This window comes from Sphingopyxis sp. GW821-FHT12C06 (assembly GCF_058807415.1).
This window is the reverse complement of the sequence record NZ_JBXAQR010000005.1, coordinates 381,156-404,646: the sequence shown is the minus strand read 5'-3', so window position 1 is coordinate 404,646 and position 23,491 is coordinate 381,156. Positions and strand designations below refer to the sequence as shown.

Annotated in this window: 19 protein-coding genes and 1 tRNA gene; 11 read left to right on the top strand and 9 right to left on the bottom strand. The window is 65.5% G+C overall.

Annotation, left to right across the window (positions count from 1 at the left end; translation table 11 throughout):
• Positions 1 to 406: 406 nt before the first annotated feature.
• Positions 407 to 480, bottom strand: a tRNA-Cys gene (locus AC1RRJ_RS17200).
• A gap of 245 nt (positions 481 to 725) precedes the next feature.
• Between AC1RRJ_RS17200 and AC1RRJ_RS17195 the strand changes: the two genes are divergently transcribed.
• From AC1RRJ_RS17195 to AC1RRJ_RS17185, 3 genes are all read left to right on the top strand, one after another.
• A complete protein-coding gene (locus tag AC1RRJ_RS17195; protein WP_493124845.1) occupies positions 726 to 1,382 on the top strand; it encodes a protein-L-isoaspartate O-methyltransferase family protein in 657 nt (218 codons plus the stop codon).
• A gap of 38 nt (positions 1,383 to 1,420) precedes the next feature.
• Complete coding sequence (locus tag AC1RRJ_RS17190) at positions 1,421 to 2,911, top strand: TolC family outer membrane protein (protein ID WP_493124843.1); 1,491 nt, start codon at positions 1,421 to 1,423, stop codon at positions 2,909 to 2,911.
• 76 nt (positions 2,912 to 2,987) lie between these two features.
• Entirely contained in the window at positions 2,988 to 3,419 is a 432-nt protein-coding gene (locus tag AC1RRJ_RS17185) for a DUF2497 domain-containing protein (protein ID WP_493124841.1), read from the top strand.
• A 33-nt stretch (positions 3,420 to 3,452) separates the two neighbouring features.
• Here the strand turns inward: AC1RRJ_RS17185 and nudC are convergent, their stop codons facing one another.
• Genes nudC through AC1RRJ_RS17170 form a run of 3 tightly spaced genes read right to left on the bottom strand, consistent with a single transcriptional unit; the run spans position 3,453 to position 6,633 of the window.
• The gene (gene nudC, locus AC1RRJ_RS17180; protein ID WP_493124839.1) at positions 3,453 to 4,322 is read right to left on the bottom strand and encodes an NAD(+) diphosphatase; all 870 of its coding nucleotides are present in this window, start codon (positions 4,320 to 4,322) and stop codon (positions 3,453 to 3,455) included.
• The gene (locus tag AC1RRJ_RS17175) at positions 4,322 to 5,608 is read right to left on the bottom strand and encodes a serine hydrolase domain-containing protein (protein WP_493124837.1); all 1,287 of its coding nucleotides are present in this window, start codon (positions 5,606 to 5,608) and stop codon (positions 4,322 to 4,324) included. The genes nudC and AC1RRJ_RS17175 overlap by 1 nt, the downstream gene beginning before the upstream one ends.
• On the bottom strand, positions 5,605 to 6,633 hold the full coding sequence (locus AC1RRJ_RS17170) for an A/G-specific adenine glycosylase (protein WP_493124836.1): 1,029 nt from the start codon (positions 6,631 to 6,633) through the stop codon (positions 5,605 to 5,607). Before AC1RRJ_RS17170 ends, AC1RRJ_RS17175 begins: the two co-directional genes overlap by 4 nt.
• Before the next feature lie 26 nt (positions 6,634 to 6,659).
• On the opposite strand from AC1RRJ_RS17170, the gene AC1RRJ_RS17165 reads away from it, so the two are divergent.
• The 4 genes from AC1RRJ_RS17165 (at position 6,660) to smc (ending at position 12,357) form a co-directional block, all read left to right on the top strand.
• The gene (locus AC1RRJ_RS17165) at positions 6,660 to 7,244 is read left to right on the top strand and encodes a DUF721 domain-containing protein (protein ID WP_493124835.1); all 585 of its coding nucleotides are present in this window, start codon (positions 6,660 to 6,662) and stop codon (positions 7,242 to 7,244) included.
• A 17-nt stretch (positions 7,245 to 7,261) separates the two neighbouring features.
• Complete coding sequence (locus tag AC1RRJ_RS17160; RefSeq protein WP_493124833.1) at positions 7,262 to 7,987, top strand: thioredoxin domain-containing protein; 726 nt, start codon at positions 7,262 to 7,264, stop codon at positions 7,985 to 7,987.
• Positions 7,988 to 8,027: 40 nt separating this feature from the next.
• Entirely contained in the window at positions 8,028 to 8,774 is a 747-nt protein-coding gene (locus AC1RRJ_RS17155) for a thioredoxin domain-containing protein (protein WP_493124831.1), read from the top strand.
• Positions 8,775 to 8,913: 139 nt separating this feature from the next.
• Positions 8,914 to 12,357 carry a chromosome segregation protein SMC gene (gene smc, locus AC1RRJ_RS17150; protein ID WP_493124829.1) on the top strand — a complete coding sequence of 1,148 codons (3,444 nt, stop codon included), beginning with the start codon at positions 8,914 to 8,916 and terminating at the stop codon, positions 12,355 to 12,357.
• Between the two features lie 3 nt (positions 12,358 to 12,360).
• Here smc and ubiA read toward each other — a convergent pair whose 3' ends face one another.
• The 4 genes from ubiA to AC1RRJ_RS17130 form a co-directional block, all read right to left on the bottom strand.
• Complete coding sequence (ubiA, locus tag AC1RRJ_RS17145) at positions 12,361 to 13,269, bottom strand: 4-hydroxybenzoate octaprenyltransferase (protein ID WP_493124827.1); 909 nt, start codon at positions 13,267 to 13,269, stop codon at positions 12,361 to 12,363.
• Between the two features lie 73 nt (positions 13,270 to 13,342).
• Positions 13,343 to 14,002, bottom strand: coding sequence for a TadE/TadG family type IV pilus assembly protein (locus AC1RRJ_RS17140; RefSeq protein WP_493124825.1), 660 nt, complete (start codon positions 14,000 to 14,002; stop codon positions 13,343 to 13,345).
• Positions 13,999 to 14,598: a TadE/TadG family type IV pilus assembly protein gene (locus AC1RRJ_RS17135; RefSeq protein WP_493124823.1), complete on the bottom strand. Its 600-nt coding sequence runs from the start codon at positions 14,596 to 14,598 to the stop codon at positions 13,999 to 14,001. The genes AC1RRJ_RS17140 and AC1RRJ_RS17135 overlap by 4 nt, the downstream gene beginning before the upstream one ends.
• Complete coding sequence (locus AC1RRJ_RS17130; protein WP_493124821.1) at positions 14,595 to 16,202, bottom strand: pilus assembly protein; 1,608 nt, start codon at positions 16,200 to 16,202, stop codon at positions 14,595 to 14,597. Before AC1RRJ_RS17130 ends, AC1RRJ_RS17135 begins: the two co-directional genes overlap by 4 nt.
• A gap of 170 nt (positions 16,203 to 16,372) precedes the next feature.
• On the opposite strand from AC1RRJ_RS17130, the gene AC1RRJ_RS17125 reads away from it, so the two are divergent.
• The 3 genes from AC1RRJ_RS17125 (at position 16,373) to AC1RRJ_RS17115 (ending at position 20,635) form a co-directional block, all read left to right on the top strand.
• Positions 16,373 to 17,122, top strand: coding sequence for a 16S rRNA (uracil(1498)-N(3))-methyltransferase (locus tag AC1RRJ_RS17125; RefSeq protein ID WP_493124819.1), 750 nt, complete (start codon positions 16,373 to 16,375; stop codon positions 17,120 to 17,122).
• A gap of 153 nt (positions 17,123 to 17,275) precedes the next feature.
• A complete protein-coding gene (locus AC1RRJ_RS17120) occupies positions 17,276 to 19,195 on the top strand; it encodes a proprotein convertase P-domain-containing protein (protein WP_493124817.1) in 1,920 nt (639 codons plus the stop codon).
• Positions 19,196 to 19,261: 66 nt separating this feature from the next.
• Positions 19,262 to 20,635, top strand: a complete 1,374-nt coding sequence (locus AC1RRJ_RS17115) for a glutamate--cysteine ligase (RefSeq protein WP_493124815.1) — start codon at positions 19,262 to 19,264, stop codon at positions 20,633 to 20,635.
• Here the strand turns inward: AC1RRJ_RS17115 and AC1RRJ_RS17110 are convergent.
• Positions 20,632 to 22,029 carry a methyltransferase family protein gene (locus AC1RRJ_RS17110; protein ID WP_493124813.1) on the bottom strand — a complete coding sequence of 466 codons (1,398 nt, stop codon included), beginning with the start codon at positions 22,027 to 22,029 and terminating at the stop codon, positions 20,632 to 20,634. The two genes, AC1RRJ_RS17115 and AC1RRJ_RS17110, sit on opposite strands and share 4 nt — an antisense overlap.
• A gap of 241 nt (positions 22,030 to 22,270) precedes the next feature.
• Between AC1RRJ_RS17110 and AC1RRJ_RS17105 the strand changes: the two genes are divergently transcribed.
• On the top strand, positions 22,271 to 23,491 hold the full coding sequence (locus AC1RRJ_RS17105; protein ID WP_493124811.1) for a M23 family metallopeptidase: 1,221 nt from the start codon (positions 22,271 to 22,273) through the stop codon (positions 23,489 to 23,491).

Sequence of the window (23,491 nt, the reverse complement as noted above, 5' to 3'; positions counted from 1 at the left end):
CCGGGGTCGCGAGGCTCGTGGTCAATGCGAGTGTCGCCAGTGTCAGTGCAGGCCTGAAGCGCGCGAGGTTCCGTAATGCGGAGGCGGAATTCTGCTCGAAGTGATGCACTGAAACTCTCTCCCGCTTTTCCATAGCGACTTCCATCGATTCTGTTTCTGATGGCTTTTCAACTATATCGGCTCTCCGCCACCAGTACAGCAGCAATAGAAGCTCTTCGGGGCGGCGCCATAGGGCGGTTGATTCCGGACTTTGCATAGGGGTTGTCGCGGGCGGTCCGCTTTTGACCGGAGGCGGCTTTTGCCGCGTCGGAGCTTCGTCATTGGAGACCCGCACATGGTGGCAGAGACGAAAAAGTGCGCCGCTCCGTCAACGAAGCCATTTATCATCGGGTTCGACAAATGGGGATGGAGGCCCGAGCCGGAATCGAACCGGCGTGCGAGGATTTGCAGTCCTCTGCGTCACCACTCCGCCATCGGGCCTCAATGCGCAGCTTTGCGTGGTTCGAGCGCCACTAGCCGCCCGCGTTTCGCAATGCAATTGGCTTGTTTCGCAATTTTGGCATTTCCGCATCCCTTGCAGACACACGAAGCAGGCTTGGCGGCACCTTCGCGGGCGGCTATGCGCGACGCAGCGTGGACCATGGCTGTATTATAATTGCAATACAGCATGGCTTGAGTTAGAGCAGCCTCCGCAAAGATCGAGGCCAGGAATCGGAAAAAGGCTGATGGCGACCAAATTGAGTGAAATTTCCGCTGCGGACATGCGGGCTGCGATGATCGACAGCCAGCTTCGCACCAACGACGTCATCGACCCCGCGGTCGTCGGCGCGATGGCAGCCGAGCCGCGCGAGACCTATGTGCCCGCCGCGCTTGCAGGCGTCGCCTATATGGACCGTGCGATCGCGCTGGGCGATGGCCGCGCGCTGAATCCGCCACTGGTGACCGGGCGCATGCTGGTTGCCGCAGCGATTCGTCCGGGTACGCGGGTGCTGTTGATCGGCGCGGCGACGGGCTATGCTGCGGCGCTGCTCGCACGGCTTGGCGCCGACGTGCATGCGGTCGAGGAACGCACCGACCTGATCGCCGCCGGGCGCGCCGCCGTCGCCGATGTCCACTGGGTCGAAGGCCCGCTGAACGCTGGCGCACCCGACGCCGCTCCGTTCGACCGCATCCTTATCGACGGCGCAATCGAAACGCTGCCCGATGCACTGACGGCGCAATTGGCCGAAGGCGGCCGGTTGGTCGCGGCACGTCGGGACGGCGCAGTAACCCGGCTTGTCCAAGGGGTGAAGACCGGTGGCGCACTCGCGCTGCGCAGCTTTGCCGACATGGACGTCGCGCCAATCCCCGGCTTCGACGCTCCGGCGGGTTTCCGCTTCTAGGCGCCATCTCCCTTCCCTTGCTGCAGGCTGACATGACGATGCACGATATCAAAAAGAAACGGCCACTCCGCCGCGCCCGCTGGCTGGCCGGTCTCGCCGTCGGTGCATTGACGCTGTCATCGCAGGCTCAGGCCGAAACGCTGCAAGGGGCACTTGCCAAAGCCTATGAGAATAATCCGACGTTGACCGGCGCACGCGCCGGACAGCGCGCGAATGACGAGAATGTCCCGATCCAGAAAAGCTTCGGCCTGCCCGACATTTCGACGCGGGCGGACTATGAAGAAAATCTCATCATTCCGGGCAACAGCTTTTCCTCCCCGACGCGTTCGCTGGTCGCCAGTGGCCAATTGTCGGTGCCAATCTATCAGGGCGGTGCCGTGCGCAACGCCGTGCAGGCAGCCAAATATCGCGTCGAAGCGGGTCAGGCCGATCTGCGCGCGACCGAAGCGAGCATTTTTTCGCAGGTCGTCGGGGCCTATATGGACGTCATCCGCGATCAGGCGATCGTCCAGCTCAACCAGAAGAATGTGTCGGTTCTGCGCACCAATTTGCAGGCGACGAGCGACCGGTTCGAAATCGGCGACCTGACGCGTACCGACGTTGCCCAGTCCGAAGCACGCCTTGCGCTCGCCGAGGGCGATTTGCGTGGTGCGGAGGCGAATCTGATCGCCAGCCGCGAATCCTATATCCGGCTCGTCGGCGAGGCGCCGGTCGACCTGCAGGCTCCGCCGACGCTGCCGAACCTGCCCGTGAGCGCCGAAGAAGCGGTCGCGATCGCGCTGAACAGCAACCCGGATATCGAAGCCGCGAATCTTCAGGTCAACGCCACCCGTTCCGACATCAGTGTCGCGAAGGCCAGCCGGGCACCCAAAGTGTCGGCGACGCTCGGCGGCGGCTACAATAATTTTCTCGGCTCGCTTTCCAGCGGCGTGTCGGGCGTCAGTGTCACGCAGGAAACGTCGAGCGCAGCGGCGGGCGTGTCGGTGACGCTGCCGATCTTCACCGCCGGGCGGCGCTCGGCGCAGGTCCGCCAGTCGCAATCGCGCAGCAGCCAGGCGATCGAAAATTATGTCGCGACCGAGCGCGGCGTCATCGCACAGACGCGCGGCGCCTATGCCGCGTGGCAAGCGAATGAACGCGTCATCGCCGCGACCGAGCAAGCAGTTGGAGCCAACGCGCTGTCGCTGGAGGGCGTGCGCGCCGAAAACAGCGTCGGAACGCGGTCGATCCTCGACATTTTGAACGCCGAGCAGGAATATCTGAACACCCAGGTCCAGCTCGTTTCGGCGCGGCGCAACTCCTATGTCGCCGCCTTTTCGGTCCTCGCGGCGATGGGCAAGGCCGAAGCCCGCGACCTCGGCATCGAGGGCGGCGCGCTCTACGACCCCGCCGCCAACTACAATCGCGTCAAGGGCGAGATCTGGGATTGGGCCGACGATCCGGCGCCGCAGCAGCAGGCGACCGATACGCGCGGAGTCCCCGCCGCCAACGCCAGCGTCCCGGCCACCAATCCGCTGCCTCGACAATAAGGCTTGGCAAGCGCCGCCCGCTGCCGGTAGTATATGGTTAATCGCCCCGTTGCGGGCGAATCCGAAAGGGGCAGAAATGGGCGACATGTCGCGAGAGCCGTCGATGGAAGATATTTTGTCGTCGATTCGGCGCGTTATCGCTCGTGACGATGCTCCCGGCGCGCCACGCGAACCGCGCGCGGCCGCCAACGAAGACATTCTCGACCTCAATGACGCAGAAACCGAGACGGCCGCGTCCAACGAGGCCGCACCGACCGCGGAAGAACTGGTCTCGACCGCCAGCGCCGACGCGGCGCGCCAGTCGCTCGAGGCGCTGACCGCCGCGATCGCGCCAGCCGCGACCGCAGCCGTCGCTCATGCCGCGCCGGTTCCGGGCCGCTCGATGGAAGATGTCGTGCTCGAGGCGCTGCGCCCGATGCTGAAAGACTGGCTCGACACCAATCTGCCCGACATGGTCGAAGCGATGGTGGCCAAGGAAATCAGCCGCATCACCGGTCGCCGACTCTAAACGCTCCCCCCGTCGCTACACGACAGGGCGGGTTTATTTCGCCCAATCTTCCAGCAGATAACGCGCGATCGCCATCGGCGGCGGCGCCATGAAGGGCGCGCCCATGTCACCCGCGAGTGCGGCGCGCACTTCGGCGCGGTCGACCCACATCGCCGCCTCGATCTCGGTTTCGTCCAGCGTCAGCGCGGGGTTGTGCGCAACGGCGCGGCAGCCGATCATCAGCGACGACGGGAAAGGCCAGGGCTGGCTCGCCACATAGCTGACGTCCGACACGCGGATGCCCGCTTCTTCGAACAATTCGCGCGCGACCGCTTCCTCAAGCGATTCGCCGGGCTCAACAAAGCCCGCAAGCGCCGAGAAGAAACCCGGCGGGAAGCCACCCTGCCGCCCGACGAGCACCCGCCCCTCGCATTCGGCGAGCATGATGACCACGGGGTCGACGCGCGGGAAATGCTCGGCGTTGCACGCGCCGCAGCGCCGCCCCCAGCCGCCACGGAACAACTCGGTCGGGGTACCGCACACCGCGCAGAAACGATGCCGCGCGTGCCAGTCGACCAGGCTGCGCGCACCGCCATAGAGCGCCGCCTCTTCGCCCGACAACAACGGCAGCAGCCGCATCACGGTGCGCGAGCGTGCATCGATGCGGGCGCCCGCGGGCGCCTCGCGCACGAAATGCGGGATACCGGCATCGTCGAGGCCGAGCAGCATCAGCGCGCGGTCATCGACCGGGTCGAGCGGCTCCCAGCGCAGCCCGCCGCCATCACCCGGCACGAAATCAATCCCGTCGAGCACAAGGCAGCGCGCGCGCGGATCGGCGGCGGTCGTGGCGAAGGCATCGTCATTGGTGCGCAACTGGTCGGCGCGGTCGAGCCACGCCCCCGTGAAACCGAGCGGCAAAGGCATCAGCCCATCACATCCTTCTGAAAGGTTTCGCCGAACTTTTCCTGAAAAGGCAAAGCGCCCGACGGCATATATTGGGCATAGCCCGCGGCGCGATAGCCGCGCTTGCGATCGACAAAGCCGATCGTGCCCGCCGCCCCTGCCCAGCCGTAGATGCCTTCGCCCGTCGGCGAGCTTGCGAGAGACACCCGGCCGCCGGCGCCAAAGCCCTGACCTTCGATGAAGGTGCCCTTGCGCCCGACGCTGTCGTCGATGAGGTTCGACATGGCGAGGCGCGCGGTTTCGCGGCGCATGATCCGCACCCCGCCGGTTTCGCCTTCACCGAGCAGCATCGCAAGGAAGCGGTCATAGTCGCGCGCACTCGACACCAGCCCGCCGCCGCCGAACGGATAGGGAGGCGGATCGAGATAGATGGAGCTCGTCGCCGGATCGATCGGAAGCAAGGCGCCGCCAAAGGGCGCATAATTGGTGGTGAGGCGGCCGACTTCGCTCGCCGGAACGCGGAACCATGTGCTGGTCATCCCCAGCGGATCGAAAAGGCGCGCCTTCAGAAACGCATCGAACGCCTGACCCGACGCGACTTCGATCACCCGCCCCAAAAGATCGAGGCTGACCGAATAGCTCCACTGCGTCCCCGGTTCATAGACGAGCGGCAATTTAGCGAGCCGGTCCGCCATTTCGGCGAGGCTCGGCGCCGGGGTGACTGGCGGGAAGCCCGGAATCGGCAGGCGGCTGACCTGTCCGCCGACGATGCCCGCATCATCATAGGCCTTTTTGATCGGCCCCTTTTGGATGATGTTGTAGCCAAGGCCCGCGGTGTGGGTGAGCAGGTGCCGCACCGTAATCTGCGTCTTCGCCGGATGAAGTTCGGTGATCGACCCGTCGGGGGTGTTCTGCACCTGCATCTTCGCAAAAGCGGGCAGGAAGTCGGCGATCGGCTGGTCGAGCTTCATCTTGCCGTCGTCGATCAGCAGCATCGCGGCGATCGCGGTGATCGGCTTGGTCATCGAATAGAGGCGCCACAAAGTATCGGGGCCGACCGGCGTTTGCGAATCCATCGCCAGAGTGCCGGCGCCGAAAAACTCGGCCGCCGCCTGTCCCTTGCCGACAGCAGCGAGCGTGCCCGCGAGTTCGCGGCGATCGACGAAGCCTTTGATGAAAGCATTGGTCGCGGGATAGAGCGAGGCGCCGTCGGCCTTCCACGCGAGCGCCGCGCGCGGCAGCATCGTGGCGGCCCCGCCAAGCGCGAGTCCGCCGAGCAAGGCCCGGCGCGAAACCATCATGTTCATCCATCTCTCTCCCGCATTTTGTCGGTCAGCTTGCGATAGAGCGTCGGCAACCCGGCCGCGTCAAGGTCCGAAAGCGGCCACCATTCGCCTTCCGCTGCGGAAAGCGGGACTTCGCCCCGCACTAATGTCAGCGTCAGGTCGAAATGGGTGAAGCTATGGTCGACGCGGGCGATACCGGACTCGGTCGGCGGATCATCCTCCCACGCGCCGCCGGGCAGCGCGCGCATCCCGCCGAGCATCCCCTTGTCGGGGCGGCGGACGAGCCACAGCCGGTCGGCATCCTCGATCCAATAGGCAATGCCATGACGATGCGGCTTCGCCTTTTTGGGCGGTTTGACCGGCAGGCTTTCGGCATCGCCGCGCGTGCGCGCCATACAGTCGGTCATCACCGGGCAGATCGCGCAGGCGGGGCCACGCGGGGTGCAGATCGTCGCGCCAAGATCCATCAGCGCCTGCGCGAAATCGCCGGCCCGGTCGTTCGGCACCAGCGGCGCGAGTGCGGCGCGAATCTCGCGCTTCGCCATCGGCAGTGGCGTTGTGATCCAACGATGGCGCGCGATCACGCGTTCGATATTGGCGTCGACGACGACCGCCGCGCGGCCAAAGGCGATCGAAGCGACCGCCGCGGCGGTATAGTCGCCGATCCCGGGCAGCGCGCGAAGCTCCGCTTCGCTATCCGGAAACTGCCCGCCATGATCCGCGACGACCGCACGCGCGCAGGCGAGCAGGTTGCGGGCGCGGGCATAATAGCCGAGCCCCGCCCACGCCGCCATGACGTCGGCATCGTCGGCGGCAGCCAGATCGCCGACCGTGGGCCAGCGCGCGGTGAAGCGATTGAAATAGCCCGCGACCGCCGCGACGGTCGTCTGCTGGAGCATGATTTCGGCCATCCAGACGCGATAGGGATCGGGCACATGACCGCTGTTCGGCGGGATGCGCCACGGCAGCACGCGCGCGGCACGATCGTACCAGCCCAGAATGCGGCCCGCGAAATCTTTGACGCTGTGGGAAGTCTGGACGCTCACCCCTCGCCTATGGCATGGCGCAGGAGATGGCGAAAGACACCGATCAGGACGCGCCCGCCAAAAAGGCGAAAGCGAAGAGCGGGGCAAAAAGCGGCGCGAAAACCGCCAAGCCCGCCGCGCGTCCCTATGAGCGGCCACGCGGCGGCGAAGCGCGTGCGATTTCCGACCTGGTGCCCGAAATCGGCCGCACCGCTTTCCGCAAATTCGGCTTCATCCAAAGCTCGGTGGTCAGCCGCTGGCGCGAGATCGTCGGCGACCGGCTGGCCGACGTCACCCAGCCGGCGATGATCCGCTTTCCCGCCGGCCAAAAGGCGGGCGGGACGCTGCACCTGACGATCAGCGGTGCGCACGCCCCGATGCTCCAGCATGTCGGCCCCGACATCATCGGCGCGGTCAATCGCTTCTTCGGCTATGCCGCGATCGCGCAGATCCGCATGTCGCACGGACAGGTCACGCCCGCCGCACCTGTTCAGCCTCCCGCCATGCTGAAACCCGTACCCGCCGAACTGGGGGATAGTTTGCGCGACATTGGCGACCCGGAACTGCGGACCGTGCTCGAACGCATGGCGGCGGGTCTGGCGTCACCGTCCAAACTTCCACGGATCAATTGAAGGAAGCACCGCAGCCTATGTCGAAATTTCGGGCACCCACCTTGTCCCGCCGGATCGCGATCGGCACCCTGTCCGCCGCCGCGCTGGCGCTGCTGACCGCCGCGACGCCCGCCAAGCCCGCTCCGGCGCGTCTGTCGGCGAAGGTGACCACCAACGAAATTGGCGCGTTCGTCATCGGCAGCCCGGCGGCGAAGGTCCGGCTGGTGGAATATTTCAGCTATACCTGCTCGCACTGCGCCGAATTTGAGAAGCTTTCGGCGGTCCCGCTCAAATCGCTCTACGTCGACAAGGGGCTGGTGGTTTTCGAATATCGCAACCTCATCCGCGATCCGCTCGACATGACCGCGGCGCTTCTGGCACGATGCGGCGGGGCCAACGCCTTTCCCGCGAACCACCGCGCGATCATGCTCGCCCAGCCGACCTGGCTCGGCAAGGTGATCAAAATGACCGAGGCGCAAATGGCACCCTGGTATCAGGGTAGCACCACCGAACGGGCCGAACGGATTGCCGCCGACAGCGGGCTGACAGCGCTGATGCGCACGCGCGGCTACAGCGCCGCGGCGATCAAGGCCTGTCTGGGCAGCGAGGTCGCCGCCGCCGAAATCACCGGCATGACCAATATCGGCAAAAATGCCGACAATGTTCAGGCCACCCCGACCTTTTTCGTCAACGGCCGCCATGTGGACGGCAGCAATTGGCCAACCGTCAAAAGCCGCCTCGACCTCGCGATCAAGGGAAACTAAGAGTCACGCCAACAATGCCATCTTCGGAGACGAGAATATCATGATCAAAGCCTCGCTGCGTATCGCCCTTCTGTCCTCATTCGGCGCGCTGGCGCTCGCCGGTTGCGGCGACGCCAAGACCGACGCGACCAAGGAACAGGATGTCATCGCCAAGGTTGCGGCACCCGCGGGCAAGACCTGGTCGGCAACCGTCAGCAAGACCGCCGAGGGTGGTTATGTGATGGGCAACCCCGAGGCGCCGGTCAAGGTGGTCGAATTCGCCTCGCTCACCTGCTCGCATTGCGCAGATTTTTCGAAGGACGCATCTGAAGAGCTGAAGCGCGATTTCATCGATACCGGCCGGGTCAGCCTGGAAGTCCGCAACTTCATCCGCGATCCGCTCGACGCGTCGGCAGCGGCAATCATCCGCTGCGCACCGACCGAACGTTTTTTCCCGTTGATGGAAAATGCCTTCGCCTCGCAGGCCGACCTCTTCGCGGGTGCGCAGGGCAATCCGAAGGGCGGCGAAGCCGCGATGGCATTGCCCCCGGCGCAGCGCTTCCCTGCGCTTGCCAAAGCGTGGAAACTCGACCAGTTCTTCCAGTCGCGCGGGATGACAGCCGATCAGGTCAACGCCTGCCTTGGCAATCTCGACAATATTTCCGCGCTCGAGAAGAGCACCAACAGCGCGATTGAACAGTATAAGATCGCCGGCACGCCCTCCTTCATTGTCAACGGCCAGCTTGCCGAAGGCATCGCCAGCTGGGCCCCGCTGCGCGACCGGTTGCGCACGATGGGCGTGCGCTGAACGCATTTTCTGCAAGAGGGCGGGGTTCGACCTGCCCTCTTGCGACTCCCCCCGTGGCGCGGCATGACAGTCGGCCAGGGGGAATTGTGACGGCACAATTGCGGCCATTGCGAATCATCGCACTGCACGGAGTATCTTCGTGCAGATAAAGCGCCTGCGCCTGACCGGTTTCAAAAGCTTCGTCGAACCGACCGAGCTTCGCATCGAGCCCGGCCTGACCGGCGTCGTCGGCCCCAATGGCTGCGGAAAATCCAACCTGCTCGAGGCCATCCGCTGGGTAATGGGCGAATCCTCCGCCAAGTCGATGCGCGGCGGCGGGATGGAAGATGTCATTTTCGCGGGCACTTCGTCGCGCCCGGCGCGCGATTTCGCCGAGGTCGCGCTGCACTGCGACACCGAAGGCGCGCTCGTCGCGGGCCTGTCCGACGGGAGCGACGGCGACGAGCTCGAAGTCATCCGCCGCATCGAACGCGGCGCGGGATCGGCCTATCGCGCCAACGGCCGCGACGTGCGCGCGAAGGATGTCGCGCTGATCTTTGCCGACGCCGCAACCGGCGCGCACAGCCCGGCGCTGGTCAGTCAGGGCAAAATCGCCAACGTCATCGCCGCCAAGCCGACCGACCGCCGCGCGATGCTGGAGGAAGCCGCCGGCATCGCCGGACTGCACGTCCGCCGCAAGGACGCCGAACAGAAATTGCGCGCGACCGAAACCAACCTCACCCGCCTGTCCGAAATCGTCGCCGACATGGAAGTGCGCGCCAATGCGCTGCGGCGGCAGGCGCGCGCGGCCGAGCGTTACAAAAAATTGAGCGAAGAGATTCGGGTCGCCGAGGGGCGGCTAATCTATGCGCGCTGGCGCGAGGCCGCCGCCGCGGCAGATCAGGCGCGCCACGATGCCGATGCCGCCGAAGCCGCGGTGAAGGCCGCGCAGGAAGGCCTCGACGAACTGTCGCGCGCGCAGACCGAGGTCGCAACCCGTGTCGCCGCCGCGCGCAGCGACGCGCAAGTACAGCGCGATGCGCTGGCCGAGGTCACCGCGACCCAGGTCCGCCTGCACGGCGAAGAGCGCGCGGCGCGCCAACGCCTCGACGATCTGGCGGCGCAGCAGACACGTCTCGCCGACGACCGCGCGCGCGAAGGTGAACTCGCGCGCGACGCGCATGCCGCGCTCACCGCGCTCGATACCGAAGCGAAGACATTGGCGCGCGACATCGCGGCGCACGACGCGGGCAAGGCGGTGCTCGCCGAAACGAACCAGACGGCGCAGGCACAGCTGCGCGATGCCGAGGTTGCACTGGCGCAAGCGCGCGCCAAGGCGGCAAGCGAGGCCGCCGACCGACGCATTGCGGTGTCGGCACGCGACAGCGCCGAGGCGGCGGTCCGCCGCGTCGGACAGGACAAGGCGCGGGTCGATGCCGACATCGCCGCACTGGGCGACAGCAGCGCGCTCGCCGCGAAACAGAGCGAAAGCGCGGCAGCAGCCGGGACGGCCGAAAGCGCAATCGCGACCGCCGAACAGGCACTGCAGGCCGCCGAGGCCGACCGCGAGGCGATCGCGGCCGAACTCGCGACGATCGACGCCGGGCTCGCCGAAGCGCGTGCAGCCCTCGCCGCGCTCGACGGTGAGGCAGGGACGCTCGAACGCGCGCTCGCCGCCGCACGCAGCGACGCGAACCGCATCCTCGACCAGCTCCGCGTCGCGCCGGGTTATGAAGCCGCCCTTGCCGCGGCCTTGGGCGACGATCTCGACGCCGGGACCGACACCGCCGCAGCCCGCAGCTGGGGCGGCGCCGATTCGCAGAGCGGCGATCCCGGCCTGCCCGCCGGCACCCGGGCGCTCGCCGACCATGTGAAGGCCCCGGCGGCACTCGCGCGGCGGCTGGCGCAGGTCGCGGTGGCCGACCGCGACGATGGCCAGTCGCTTGCCGCCGGGCAACGGTTGGTGACGACCGACGGCGTGATGCGCCGCTGGGACGGCTTCGTGTCGCGCGGCGACGGCGCGACCGCCAGCGAACGTCTGGTGCGGCAGAACCGCCTCGACGCGCTCGCGGCGCAACGCCCGCAAGTCGAGCTCGGGGTCATGGGCCTCCGCGACAAGCGCGACGCAGCCGCCGCGCGCGCGGCAACCCTCGCCGAAAGCGCCGCGACCGCACGCAAGCAGCTCGCGCAGGCCGACGAAGCGCGGCGCACCGCGCTGCGCGCCGCCGACCAGGCGCAGGCGGCGCTCGACCGCCATCGCGATGCCACGGCGATGTTCGACCGGCGGCGGGGCGAAATCGCCGAGGCGGCGAAAGAGGCGGCCGATCACCTCGCGGCGCAGGAAACCACGCTCGCGGCGCTGCCCGACGACAGTATCGCCCGCGCCGCGCTGGACGCCGGGGAACAGGCCGCCGAACGCGCCCGCACCGATGCGAATAGCGCGCGCGATGCACTGACCGGGCACGATCGCACACTGGCGGCCTTGAGCGAACGGCAGGCGGTGGTGAGCGCCGAGATCAAAAGCTGGAAGGCGCGCGCGGGCGAAGCGGCGCGCCGCGTCACCGATATGGACAAGCGCGCCAATGCGCTGACCGCCGAAGCGGCGAAACTCGCCAATGTGCCGGAGCGGCTCGCCGAACAGCGCATGGCAGCCGAGACACAGCAGGCGGCGCTGCGCGAAAAAGCCGCCGCCGCCGAAGCGCAAGAACGCGAAGCCGAGGCGGCGCTGCGCGAGGCCGAAACGGCGCTCAATGCGATTCGCGAGCGCGTCGCCGCCGCACGCGAAACCCGCGCCGGGGCGGTCGCCCGATCGGAAAATGCCGAGCTGCGGCGGATCGAAATGGGGCGACTGTCGGGCGAACGGTTCGAATGTCCGCCGCCGCTGCTGCCGCAAAAGGCCGGGTTCGACGGCGAAGACGTCCGCGACACAAGCACCGAATCGACCCGGCACGACCGGCTGATCGCCGACCGCGAGCGGCTTGGCCCGGTCAACCTCGTCGCCGCCGACGAGCTCGCCGAGCTCGACACCGAACGCGAGAAGAGCGCCGCCGAGATCGAGGAGCTGACGCAGGCGGTGCATCGCCTGCGCGGATCGATCGGCAATTTGAACCGCGAGGGCCGCGTCCGCCTGCTCGCGGCGTTCGAGACGGTCAACGGGCATTTTCAGCGGCTGTTCACGACGCTGTTCAACGGCGGGCAGGCGCATCTCGAGCTCGTCGATTCGGACGATCCGCTTGAGGCGGGGCTGGAGATTATGGCGCAGCCGCCGGGCAAAAGGCTGGGCACGCTCACCCTCTTGTCAGGCGGCGAACAGGCGCTGACCGCGGTCGCGCTGATCTTTGGCCTGTTCCTGACCAATCCGGCGCCGATCTGCGTCCTCGATGAAGTCGACGCCCCCCTCGACGACGCCAATATCGAGCGTTTCTGTGACCTGCTCGACCGGATGTCGCGCGAGACCAACACCCGCTACCTGATCGTCACCCACAATGCGGTGACGATGGCGCGCATGCATCGTCTGTTCGGGGTGACGATGATCGAGAAGGGCGTGTCGCGGCTGGTCTCGGTCGACCTGGGCGGCGCCGAGGAACTGCTCGCGGCGGAATAGCGCCTAGGGCGCGCTGCCGACCACCAGCATCGCGGCAAGGACCAGCAGGCCCGCGAACCGGTTGCTGCGAAATTTCGCCAAGGCATCGGCGCCATTGGCGGGATCGAGCGTCACCACCTGTCCGGTCAGATGCAGCGCCGCAGGGACGAGTGCGACCAGCACCAGCGGATCGGGACGCACGGCCCACAGCGCCCCCGCCCAGCCGGCAAGCGCGGCACCATAGCAAAGCGCAACCCCGCCGCGGACATGGCGGCCCATCGCCCGCGCGCTCGATTTGACACCGATCATCATGTCGTCCTCGATGTCCTGGAGCGCATAAATGGTGTCATATCCGATCACCCATGCGATGCAGCCCGCATAGAGCAACGGCAGCGCAAGCCCTTCGATGCCGCCGACCGCGACCCAGGCGACGAGCGCGCCCCAGCTGAACACCAGCCCCAGCCACGCCTGCGGCCACCAGGTGATGCGTTTCATGAACGGATAGGCGGCGACGGGCAGCAGACTGCCGAGCGCAACAATCTGCGCCGCCAGCGGCAATTGGATGAGCACGAGCAGGCCGAGCAGCGACAGGAAGATCATCCACAAGGCGGCGTTGCGCACCGAAACCGCGCCGCTCGCGACGGGTCGCGATGCGGTGCGCGCGACGCGCACATCGAGGTCGCGATCGACAATGTCGTTATAGACGCACCCCGCGCTGCGCATCGCCACGACGCCGAGCATCAGCCACAGAAACAGCGGCCAATGGCTGACCGCCCCGCCCGCGAGCGCGACGCCGAACGCGCAGGGCCAATATTGCAGCCAGATGCCGATTGGCCGGTCGAAGCGCGCGAGCAGCGCATAGGGCCGCGCCCCGGCGGGAAGCAGGGCAATCAGCCCCTGATGCTGGCTGTCGGGAGGATGGATGGCGGTCATGCGTTGGTGAAGCGCGATAGCAGCCGCAGCCTCGCCAATAAATGCCTGATTCGCCTTTCCGTCCTGATCGCAGTCAGGTGCAGAGCGACGGCGTCGCGGCGGGTGCGGGATTATAGACTTGCTGCAGGTCGCGCCCTTCGCGGATGTTGAAAGCGGCGGTCGACCGGATCATCTGCGGCTTCAGCCACTTGCCATAGACGAGCGATTTATATTGATAGGTGATCTCGACGAACATCACCGCGGTACCGGCCGGCGCCTTTACCTCCAAGCCTTTGGGGCCCATTCCCGGAAAGGTTGTCCCGGTGATCCCGGTTCCTTCCGGACCATATGCCGAATTGACTTTCATGTCGCCATAGCAACGCTGCCAGTGAATCCATTGCCCGTCCTCGGGATTGCGTTCGAGGCTGGAGAGGATGATGCGGCCATTGGGCTTGAAATCGAGCCCCGCAGCCTGTGCCTCAACCCCCGTGAACACCTCGTTGATGTCGATTTCGCGAATCGAAGGCTGCGACAGGCTGCTTCCGAACGCGATGCGCGAGGCATTATCGGCGGCGCTGAGTCCGATCTGGCTGATCCGTGTATGGGTCAGGGTCAGGTTCGCGATTTCTATCCCGCCAAAGCCGAGCACAACCAGCCCGGGAATCGCAAAAGCCATTTCGACCGCAATCGCGGCGCGGCGGTCGCGCCACAAGCGCGTCATGGCCACGCGGACGGGCTTGCGGCGAGCGGTCATGAGCATTTCGCCGGATTGGCGTCGGTGCCGGCGCGATAGGGCTGGTTGCGCAGGACCGTCGTCTGCGTCAGCGTCATCGACTGCGGCTGGCCCAGCATCTTCCACACGGGCAAAACGCGCTTGAACTCCATCGCTGCCGTATAGAGTACGACATCGTCGGCGCCGCCGTTGCCATTCTTTCCGCGATCGGCGTCCCAGGTGCCGTTGCCGTTGAAATCCTCGAAACATTCGCCGCTGTCATAGCTGTTATTGCCATTCTTGTCCTTGAACGCTTCCGGTTTTCCGATCTGGTCGAAGCTGTCATAGACTTTGCGCGTGAAGGTCACATTGGCGTTGACGAACACCCTCTGCACCTCGCGGCGGACCTTGGCGTCGAGCGCAGTCTGATCCGTGGCATTATATTCGAGCGTCGCATCGCGGGCCGCCTTGGCCACCGCGCCCTGCAACACCTGCTTGGCGTAAAATTGCCAGCTGAAATCGAAGATGCCCATCAACAGGAGCAGGAAGAGCGGCGCGGTCAGCGCGAACTCGATGGCCGCGACGCCGCGCTGATGCCGGCCGAGAGCACGCATGCGCTGGTGAAGACCCCGGGTCATTGCGACAACCTCAGGCGCGAAATCTGATCGGCGATCGACTGGAATATGCTTTTGAGCTTTTCGGCGCTTCCGGTCTGATAAGCCTTGCCGGGCGTCGCGCATTGGGTGAGCTGAGCGTTCAGCGCCGTGCCAAAGCCGATCACCCAGATGGTGACCTTCGCATCATTGTTGCCGACCTGCATATTCTTTGCCTTTTCGCAAAGCTGCACAAAGCGGTTGTTGTGGCGCGCGATCGCGTTGGAATTGCTGGTCGCACCGATGCGTCCGCTCGACTGTTCTTCGCCCTGATGCGCGTAATTATCCATCGGCGTGTTCATATCGCCATCGGTCATGAAGATGATGTGGCGGCTGATTGGGCGTCCGTTCGCCGCCGTCGCATTTTCATTGGCGAAAAGCCCCGCGGGCGACAGCAGGCGCGCGCCCCACGCCATACCGACGTCATGATAGGTATTGCCTTCCGGCTTCAGCGACGCGATCTTGTTGGTGAATTCGGTCTTGCCCGCCGCATTCATCTCGGTCAGCTTCATCGCCGGCACCGGACAGGCGGCTGTATTCCCGTCGTCGTCAAAGAGTGCTTTGAAGCTGGGATCATTGTTCGTCGTCGTCTTGGGCGCCGTGGTCGAGCGGCTGAACGCAAAGTCGGGCAGGAACAATTTCCACTTGGTGGCATCGGCACTCGTCGGCACCATGTCGATATTCATATCATAGGCATCCGCAGGAGCCGTCGTCGTCGCATTGAACGGCTTGGTGTCCCGCTCGATAATACAACCGGCCCAAGTGGCGGACACATCCGCCCCCTTGGTTCCGACAGGGAATTTCAGCGTCCCGCCAGCTTTGCCTGCAGCAACCGGGCGCTCCAGGTCTTGGTAGGTGTAATCTTTGAACTTGTTATTCTTATCGAAATTCGGACTCCGCGTAGGCATCATCACCTTGTCGGACAGCCATGCCGGATTCGCCTTGTTCAAAATCGCCCCGACATTGACGGTGCCGCTATAGGGAACGACCCCGAAACGCAGCTTGCCGTCGCCGATTTCCGCCTTGGTCAGCGTGTCAAAAAACACCATCGTGGCGTTGCGCAGCCCCACGATTTTCGAAACCGAATCTCCGGCGTTCGTGCGCGACATCGAACCCGTAACGTCGAGCACGAGCATCACATCGGTATTGGAAATTTCCAGCTTGGCCGCGCAGTTCGCGGTCAGGTCAAACTGCGGCTTGTTAAAGATCGCCATGATCGCCGTCGGCAGCTGCGCGCTCGCGGTGCCCTTGACGTCGGTCGTGCCGCTCGGCACCGACACGAAACTGATCGCCTGGCTGCCATAGATGCCGGCGGGGAAGTTGGCGTTGAACATCTTGTTCGCTTCGGCTTTTTGCGACGCGCCATAATCGCCGCCGGCCATCGCGCGACGCCCGGCGAGCACGCCGGCATCGCACGCCTGTTGCAGGCGCAATTGCGCCATATAGCCGCGGCCGATATCGACGCCCGACCCGACAATGCCGAGGATCGGAAGAAGCGCCGCCGCCGTCAGAATCAGGGCGTTGCCACCCTGGTCGCGAAATAATTTGCTGGCACCCGGCCGCACGCGGCTGATGATGGTCCCTCGCATGGTCTGAACCCCTCTTGGCCCGTCACGCGGCCCACCCAGATGCATGACGGCTCGTCTCGCACTAGGGCCAAACTGCTTACCAAATCGATAATCGCCCCCGCTCTCCCTGCCTGAGCAACCGCAGAACGACAGGAGGTGCGCGGCGAATCGCCTTCTGCTATCGCCCTGCCATGCCTGCGACCCCAGCCTGGCCACCCGCCAGCACGCCCCGCCTGTTCATCGACCAACCGCTCGCGGACGACGGCGCCCCCGCGATCGACGGGCCGGCCGCCCATTATCTGCTGAACGTCATGCGACTGAAGGTCGGCGACCCGATCCTGCTGTTCGACAACCGCAGCGGCGAGTGGCTGGCGGTCATCGCCGATGCGGGCAAGCGATCGCTGACGGTGCAGATCGAACGACTGATGCGCCCGCTGGAGCAAGTACCCGACCTGTGGCTCTGCTTCGCGCCGGTCAAAAAGGCGCGGCTCGACTGGATCATCGAAAAGGCGACCGAATTGGGGATCGCCCGGCTGCAACCGGTGATCACCGAACGCACGATCGTCGAGCGGGTCAAGCGCGAGCGGCTGGAGGCGCAGATTATCGAAGCCTGCGAACAATGCGGCCGGACCGCGGTCCCCACCCTCGCCGAGCCGGTCAAGCTGCCGCAATTGCTGCGCGACTGGCCCACACAGCGCGCGCTGCTGTTCGCCGACGAGGCGGGCGGCACGCCGATGACGGCGCTCGACGCTCCAGCCCCTGCGGCGATCCTGACCGGCCCCGAGGGCGGTTTTACCGATCGCGAGCGTGCGCTGCTGCTCGCCTGTGAGGCGACGCGGCGAATCACGCTGGGCCCGCGCATCCTGCGCGCCGAAACCGCCGCCATCGCGGCGACCGGCCTGTGGATGGCACTTCATGGCGACTGGGCGGGTACGGGCTGAGACAAAGCCAAAACTGTCCCGATACCGGACAGAAGCGCCCCAGCTTTAACCGCCTGTTAGCCATGGCCGGCCCATAAAGACGCCATGCAGCGGCAGGACCAGGGCCGATACTGCTGGCGTGGGGACCAGTTTATGCAGTGCATGCGCGCGTTGATGATGCTTGCCTCGCTGGCGATGGCGCTTGTCGCCGCGCCGGCCGGGGCGCAGACGACGACCACCTACAGCAACACGACGACCGGGACGATCAACGCATCGACGCCCTGCACCGCGCCGCTCGTGCGCAATTTCACCGTCGCGACCAGCTATGTCGTCGGCGATGTCGACCTCGCGATGCTGGCGACCCACAGCTGGCGCGGAGATATCCGCATCATCCTGCAATCGCCCGCCGGCACGCGCGTCCAGCTCGTCAACGGCGACACCGCCGCTATCTCGGGCGACAATTACAACGTCCGGCTCGACGATGATGCGGCACAGACGGTCAACACCGATGGCGACACGACCAATCATTCGACCAGCGCGCCGCCGTACCAGAACAGCTTCCGCCCCAACGCACCGCTGTCAGCGTTCAATGGCGAGAACGCGTCCGGTACGTGGCGACTCGAAATTTGCGACCAGTTTCCATCGTCCGACAATGGCAGCTTCACCCGCGCCGACCTGTATCTCACCAGCCGTCCGGCCGCCTACGCCGACCTGTCGCTGAGCAAGAGCGTCAGCAATGCGGCGCCGGCATCGGGCGCGAGCATCAGCTATACGCTTAGCGTCACCAATGCGGCCGCCTCGCCGAGCACTGCGACCGGCGTGACCGTCCTCGACGTGCTGCCTGCAGGATTCAGCTTCGCCAGCGCATCGGGGTTCGGCACTTACAACAGCGGCACCGGCATATGGACGGTCGGCAGCATCCCGCCGGGCACGACGCGGACGCTGACGGTCAGCGGCACCGTCGTCGCCTCTTCGGGGGTGACGATCGCCAATGTCGCAGAAATTACGGCGTCGTCGGTTGTCGACCTCGATTCGACGCCGGGCAATGGCGCCGCGGGCGAGGATGATTATGCCACCGCCAGCTTCACCGTGTCGGGAACGCGCACCGCAGGGACGCCACCGACGCTCGTCTGTCCGGCGGGCATCACCGTGCACGATTGGGACAGCGTCAGCTGGACGGCAGGGACGACCAGTGCCAGCTATTCGCTGACCGCGATCGGCACGATGAACATCGGCATCGCGATCAGCGGCGGCTCCTTCCTGAGCAACGCGACCTATGGCGGCCAGTCGCCGACGCGGCAGAATGTCATCACCGGCGGCTTCTCCCCGGCGCAATATTCGATTTTCGAGCTCGTCGATTTCACCAGCCAGGCGGGCACGGTCACCTCGACGATCACCCTGCCGACTGCGGTCCCGGGCGCGCAGTTCCGACTGTTCGACCTCGATTTTGCATCGGGCCAGTTCGCCGATCGCGTGACGGTGACGGGCAGCTATAACGGGGCGGCCGTCACACCGACGCTGACCAACGGTGTCGCCAATTATGTGATCGGCAACAGCGCCTATGGCGACGGATTGTCCGCCGACGGCAGCGCCGACGGCACCGTCGTCGTGACATTTGCCGCGCCGGTCGACAGCATCACCATCACCTATGGCAGCCACAGCCTCGCGCCCGCCAACCCCGGCCAGCAGGGCATGGCGATCCACGACATCAGCTTCTGCCGCCCGGTCGCCAATCTGGCGATCGCCAAGACGAGCAGCCTCGTCAGCGACCCGGTGAACGGTACCACCAATCCCAAGGCGATCCCGGGTGCGACGATGCTGTACTGCATCCTCGTCACCAACAATGGCAGCGCGACCGCGACGGCGATCAACATCACCGATGCGCTGCCCGCGACGACGAGCTTCGTTCCCGGATCGCTGCGCAGCGGGACAAGCTGTGCCGGGGCCACGACGGTCGAGGATGATAATGCGAGCGGCGCCGATGAAAGCGATCCGTTCGGCGCATCGATCAGCGGCACAACCCTGTCAGCAATCACGGCAACGCTGGCGGCGGCGGCATCGATGGCGATCACCTTCAACGCAACGATCAACTAGCCGGGCAATATTGCCGCGGACGACGCCCCCGATTGCTTTCTGTACCGAACCGTATAATGGCGCGATATGAGCACGCGCACCGCATCGGACAGCAACGATCCCATCGTCGAAAGCCGCGACCAGCTCGCGGCCCCCATGATCAAGGGCGAAAAGCCCAAGGACCGATGGCGCATCGGCACCGAGCACGAGAAGTTCGTGTATCGCACCGCCGATCATCGCGCACCAAGCTATGACGAGCCCGGCGGCATCCACGATCTGTTGATGGCGCTGACCCGTTTCGGCTGGGAACCGGTGATCGAGGGCGGCAAGGTTATAGCGCTCGCGGGCAGCGACGGCACCGTCAGCCTCGAACCCGCGGGCCAACTCGAACTGTCGGGTGCGCCCGTCGAAAATCTGCACCAGACCTGCGCCGAAACCGGCCGCCACCTGAAACAGGTCAAGGAAGTCGGCGCCGAACTGGGTCTCGGTTTCCTCGGGCTCGGCATGTGGCCCGACAAGACGCGCGCCGAACTGCCGATCATGCCCAAGGGCCGCTACAAGATCATGCTCGACCATATGCCGCGCGTTGGCACGATGGGGCTCGACATGATGCTGCGCACCTGCACGATCCAGACCAACCTCGATTATTCGAGCGAGGCCGACATGGTACAGAAATTCCGCGTGTCGCTGGCGCTGCAACCGCTCGCCACCGCGCTCTTCGCCTCGTCGCCCTTCACCGAAGGCAAGCCCAACGGGTTTATGTCGTACCGCAGCCACATCTGGACCGACACCGACCCCGCGCGCACCGGCATGCTGCCTTTCGTGTTCGAGGACGGCTTCGGATATGATCGCTATGTCGACTATATGCTCGACGTCCCGATGTATTTCATCTTCCGCGACGGCAAATATATCGACGCGGCGGGTCAGAGCTTCCGTGACTTCCTGAGGGGCGAACTGCCCGCGCTGCCGGGCGAAAAGCCCTATCTGTCCGACTGGAACGACCATCTGTCGACCGCCTTTCCCGAAGTGCGGCTGAAGAGCTTCCTCGAGATGCGCGGCGCCGATGGTGGGCCATGGAACCGCATCTGTGCGCTGCCCGCCCTGTGGGTCGGCCTGCTCTACGATCAGGGCGCGCTCGACGCGGCGTGGGATCTGGTCAAGAACTGGAGCATCGAAGAGCAGCAGGCGCTCCGCGATGCCGTTCCACGCGAAGGCCTTTGCGCCATCGCGCCAGGCGGCGGCACCGTCGGCGAGCTCGCGACGCAAGTGCTCGACATCGCGGCAGCAGGCCTTGCTGCGCGCGCCGAGGTAAATTCGATGGGCGACAATGAGGTCGGCTTCCTCGAGCCGCTGCGCCAGATCGTCAAGCGCGGGCGCTCGCCTGCACATGACCTGCTCGACCGCTACGAAGGCGCGTGGGGCGGCGACCTCAGCAAAATTTACGACGAACTCAGCTTTTAGGCGACCGGCCCGACCCGCTCATCGGGTTCGAGCCGGATCAGCGGGCGCCCCCGCCCCGTCAGCCGGGCAAACAGGCGCGGGACGAAGGCGTGATGCTGCGCCCAGTTCCAATAGGCCTGATAGGCGGGGTCGGCGAGGAGATGCTTCTCCTCGGTCTTCGCGCGCCAGTAATAGACTCCGCTCACCAGTGCGAGCAGCACTGTGTTGCGCAGCGCCTCGATCCAGCCGCCCGAGGTGACGAGGAAGGGCATCGACCCGACCCACCAGCTGAGATTCTTCGAAACATAGGCGGGGTGCCGCGTGAAGGCGTAAGGTCCGTGGGTGATGATGCCGCGGTGCGTCAGGTTCGAAAAGCGGATGCCGAACGCCATCGTCGCCCAGGCGTAAACCGCGATCAGGCCAACGAGGACAATAGCCCAGAGCGTCATCAGCCCGTCATGCCCCTCGAGCCAATAGCCCCAGTCTGCCCCGCCCACCTGATAGTCGAGCGGACCGCCGCTCATCAGGATGAAGGGCGGATAACAGATCAGCGCAGCGACCCATGCCATCCCGTAGGGGTTGGCGGTGCGGATATGCGCATCGAGCGGTTTCAAGGTCAGGATATAGCCGACGGTCGCGATATGGACGTCGATCAGATAGAGGAAATTGATCGTCCAGATCCCGGTCTTGTAGGGATTGGCGAGCATCTCGCTCATCGGCACGCTGACCAGCGCCGAGAAATTCCCGGGCACGATCGACAGCATGAAGGCAGTGAAAAACCCCTTCACCGTCCAGGCGCGGAAATGATGCACCATCGCGCGGCTGTCGACCGGTTGGCCCGGTGCAATCAGCCAGCGACCGAGCTGATAGCAACCGTCGCGCGGCTCGACCATGCGGCGGTCAAGCCACAACATATAGGGCACCGACACGAGCAACAGCCACGGCGCCACCGATTCGAGCAGGTTCATCGAAAAGGCGTAATTGCCCTCCCAATAATAGCGCATCATCGCATAGGCGAGTGCGATCAGCCCCCACGTCGCCCACAGCCCGGCAAGCTTGGTCAGGCTGATATCGAGCGTCTCGCGCCACGGCCGGCGTTGCGCCCAGTCGATCCCGGTCGACGGATTGCGGTGAACCTTGTCGACGAAAACCGACCACAGCACCATCGGGACACCGCAAGCGAGCACACTCGCGATCGCCGAATTCGGCCCGTTCATCGGCCCGCGATCGCCCCAGTCGATCCCCAGCCAGACCGCAAGTTCGGGCGCATGGCGCGCGATCAGCAGATAGGCCGCGAGCCCCGCCAGTCCGACAAGGCCGACCCCCGCGCTGACCGCCGAACGCGGCCGCGCGCGGTCCACCGGCGGCGGTTCGATGGCCGCTTCACCGGCTCGAGATCGTGCAATTTTGGTCATGCTTTCCACCCGCTTAGCCCTAGCCAAAAAGGGTAAGCAAGCGGTCAATAATATCGACCGATTCGCGCCGAAAATCCTGCAAAAATGGCAGTATTCTCATACTCTGACACCGTTCACCGCGCGATGGTTTCGATTCGGCGCGAGTCGGGGGCCAAAGATTCGCGCCGCCGCCACGCGGCTGTTAAGGCGCCTTCCAAGTCGGGGCGGAGGGCTCCATTAAAACATAAGACTGGGTCGTAACTTGTCTTCAAAAACCACGGGCCTGCGCCATTGGCGCCAGCGCTTTACTGCGCTGTTTCAGGACCATGAAATTTTTGTGCGCACGCACGGGCATGTCCGCTTCCTGCGTGTCAGCGCCGTCTGGCAAAAGCGCGTTGCGTTGATTGCCGGCCTGGTACTGCTCGCCTGGGCGGGTACGATGCTGACCGTGCTGGTCAATCAGTTCCTCACCGCCGGCGAGCGCGCCGAAGTCGCGCAGAAACAGGCCGCAGCGGCGGCCGCCGAACAGCGTATCGCCCAGTATCGCGACCGCGTCGGCGAAGTCGCCGCCGACCTCGAACAGCGGCAAGAACAGCTTGAGGAATGGTCGAAGATCCATTTCGGGGTCGAACCCGCCGCAGTGACAGACGAAGCCGACGCACAGCCTGCGACCGGAGCCGAGGCGAAAGCCGGCAAGCCCCCTCTCAAGACCAGCGCGATGATCGACCCGAAGCTGCCGCCCGAGGCGCAGATACTGGCGCGGCTCGAGGCGCAGCAGGAAAGCTTCGCGACGCGCTTGCTGACTGCGGTCAACGCCCGCGCCGCCAATGCCGAAGGCGCGGTCGCCAAGCTCGGCATGGACCCCACCGCGCTCGTACGCAATGCCGCGGCCGGCCGCGGCGGCCCCTTCATTCCCTATCGCGGCCGCATGGGCCATGCGCGCACGCTCGGCAAATCCTTTGCCGCGCTTGAAAGCGCCCTGTTCCGGATGGAAGTGCTCGAACGCACGCTCGTTGCGCTGCCCTCGGGCAAGCCCGCCGACGTGCTGATGCTGTCGTCAAGCTATGGCTATCGCAGCGATCCCTTCACCGGCGCCGGCGCGATGCACGCCGGCCTCGACTTTCCCGGCCCGATGGGCACCCCGATCCTCGCCGCCGCACCGGGCAAGGTCGTCTATGTCGGACAGAAGTCGGGGTACGGCAATGTCGTCGAGGTCGATCATGGCCAGGGTATCATGACCCGCTACGCCCATTTGTCGGGCTTTACATCGCGGGTCGGCGCACAGGTCGCCGCGGGCGAGCAGATCGCCAAAATGGGCTCGACCGGCCGCTCGACCGGCAGCCACCTGCATTTCGAAGTCCGTTTGAACGGCGTCGCGGTGAACCCGCGCCGCTTCCTGGAGGCCAAAGCCGATGTTCTCGAAGTCAAAGCCGATGCCCGACAGCGCGTCGGTTCCGTCGCCGCCGTCCGTGGTGCCAGCTAA

What these genes read in the sequence shown, in the direction of transcription:
- AC1RRJ_RS17195 (WP_493124845.1), top strand. Translation starts at nt 726, where the DNA reads ATGGCGACCAAATTGAGTGAAATTTCCGCTGCGGACATGCGGGCTGCG.
- AC1RRJ_RS17190 (WP_493124843.1), top strand. Translation starts at nt 1,421, where the DNA reads ATGCACGATATCAAAAAGAAACGGCCACTCCGCCGCGCCCGCTGGCTG.
- AC1RRJ_RS17185 (WP_493124841.1), top strand. Translation starts at nt 2,988, where the DNA reads ATGGGCGACATGTCGCGAGAGCCGTCGATGGAAGATATTTTGTCGTCG.
- nudC (WP_493124839.1), bottom strand. Translation starts at nt 4,322, where the DNA reads ATGCCTTTGCCGCTCGGTTTCACGGGGGCGTGGCTCGACCGCGCCGAC.
- AC1RRJ_RS17175 (WP_493124837.1), bottom strand. Translation starts at nt 5,608, where the DNA reads ATGAACATGATGGTTTCGCGCCGGGCCTTGCTCGGCGGACTCGCGCTT.
- AC1RRJ_RS17165 (WP_493124835.1), top strand. Translation starts at nt 6,660, where the DNA reads ATGGCGAAAGACACCGATCAGGACGCGCCCGCCAAAAAGGCGAAAGCG.
- AC1RRJ_RS17160 (WP_493124833.1), top strand. Translation starts at nt 7,262, where the DNA reads ATGTCGAAATTTCGGGCACCCACCTTGTCCCGCCGGATCGCGATCGGC.
- AC1RRJ_RS17155 (WP_493124831.1), top strand. Translation starts at nt 8,028, where the DNA reads ATGATCAAAGCCTCGCTGCGTATCGCCCTTCTGTCCTCATTCGGCGCG.
- ubiA (WP_493124827.1), bottom strand. Translation starts at nt 13,269, where the DNA reads ATGACCGCCATCCATCCTCCCGACAGCCAGCATCAGGGGCTGATTGCC.
- AC1RRJ_RS17140 (WP_493124825.1), bottom strand. Translation starts at nt 14,002, where the DNA reads ATGACCGCTCGCCGCAAGCCCGTCCGCGTGGCCATGACGCGCTTGTGG.
- AC1RRJ_RS17135 (WP_493124823.1), bottom strand. Translation starts at nt 14,598, where the DNA reads ATGACCCGGGGTCTTCACCAGCGCATGCGTGCTCTCGGCCGGCATCAG.
- AC1RRJ_RS17130 (WP_493124821.1), bottom strand. Translation starts at nt 16,202, where the DNA reads ATGCGAGGGACCATCATCAGCCGCGTGCGGCCGGGTGCCAGCAAATTA.
- AC1RRJ_RS17125 (WP_493124819.1), top strand. Translation starts at nt 16,373, where the DNA reads ATGCCTGCGACCCCAGCCTGGCCACCCGCCAGCACGCCCCGCCTGTTC.
- AC1RRJ_RS17120 (WP_493124817.1), top strand. Translation starts at nt 17,276, where the DNA reads ATGATGCTTGCCTCGCTGGCGATGGCGCTTGTCGCCGCGCCGGCCGGG.
- AC1RRJ_RS17115 (WP_493124815.1), top strand. Translation starts at nt 19,262, where the DNA reads ATGAGCACGCGCACCGCATCGGACAGCAACGATCCCATCGTCGAAAGC.
- AC1RRJ_RS17110 (WP_493124813.1), bottom strand. Translation starts at nt 22,029, where the DNA reads ATGACCAAAATTGCACGATCTCGAGCCGGTGAAGCGGCCATCGAACCG.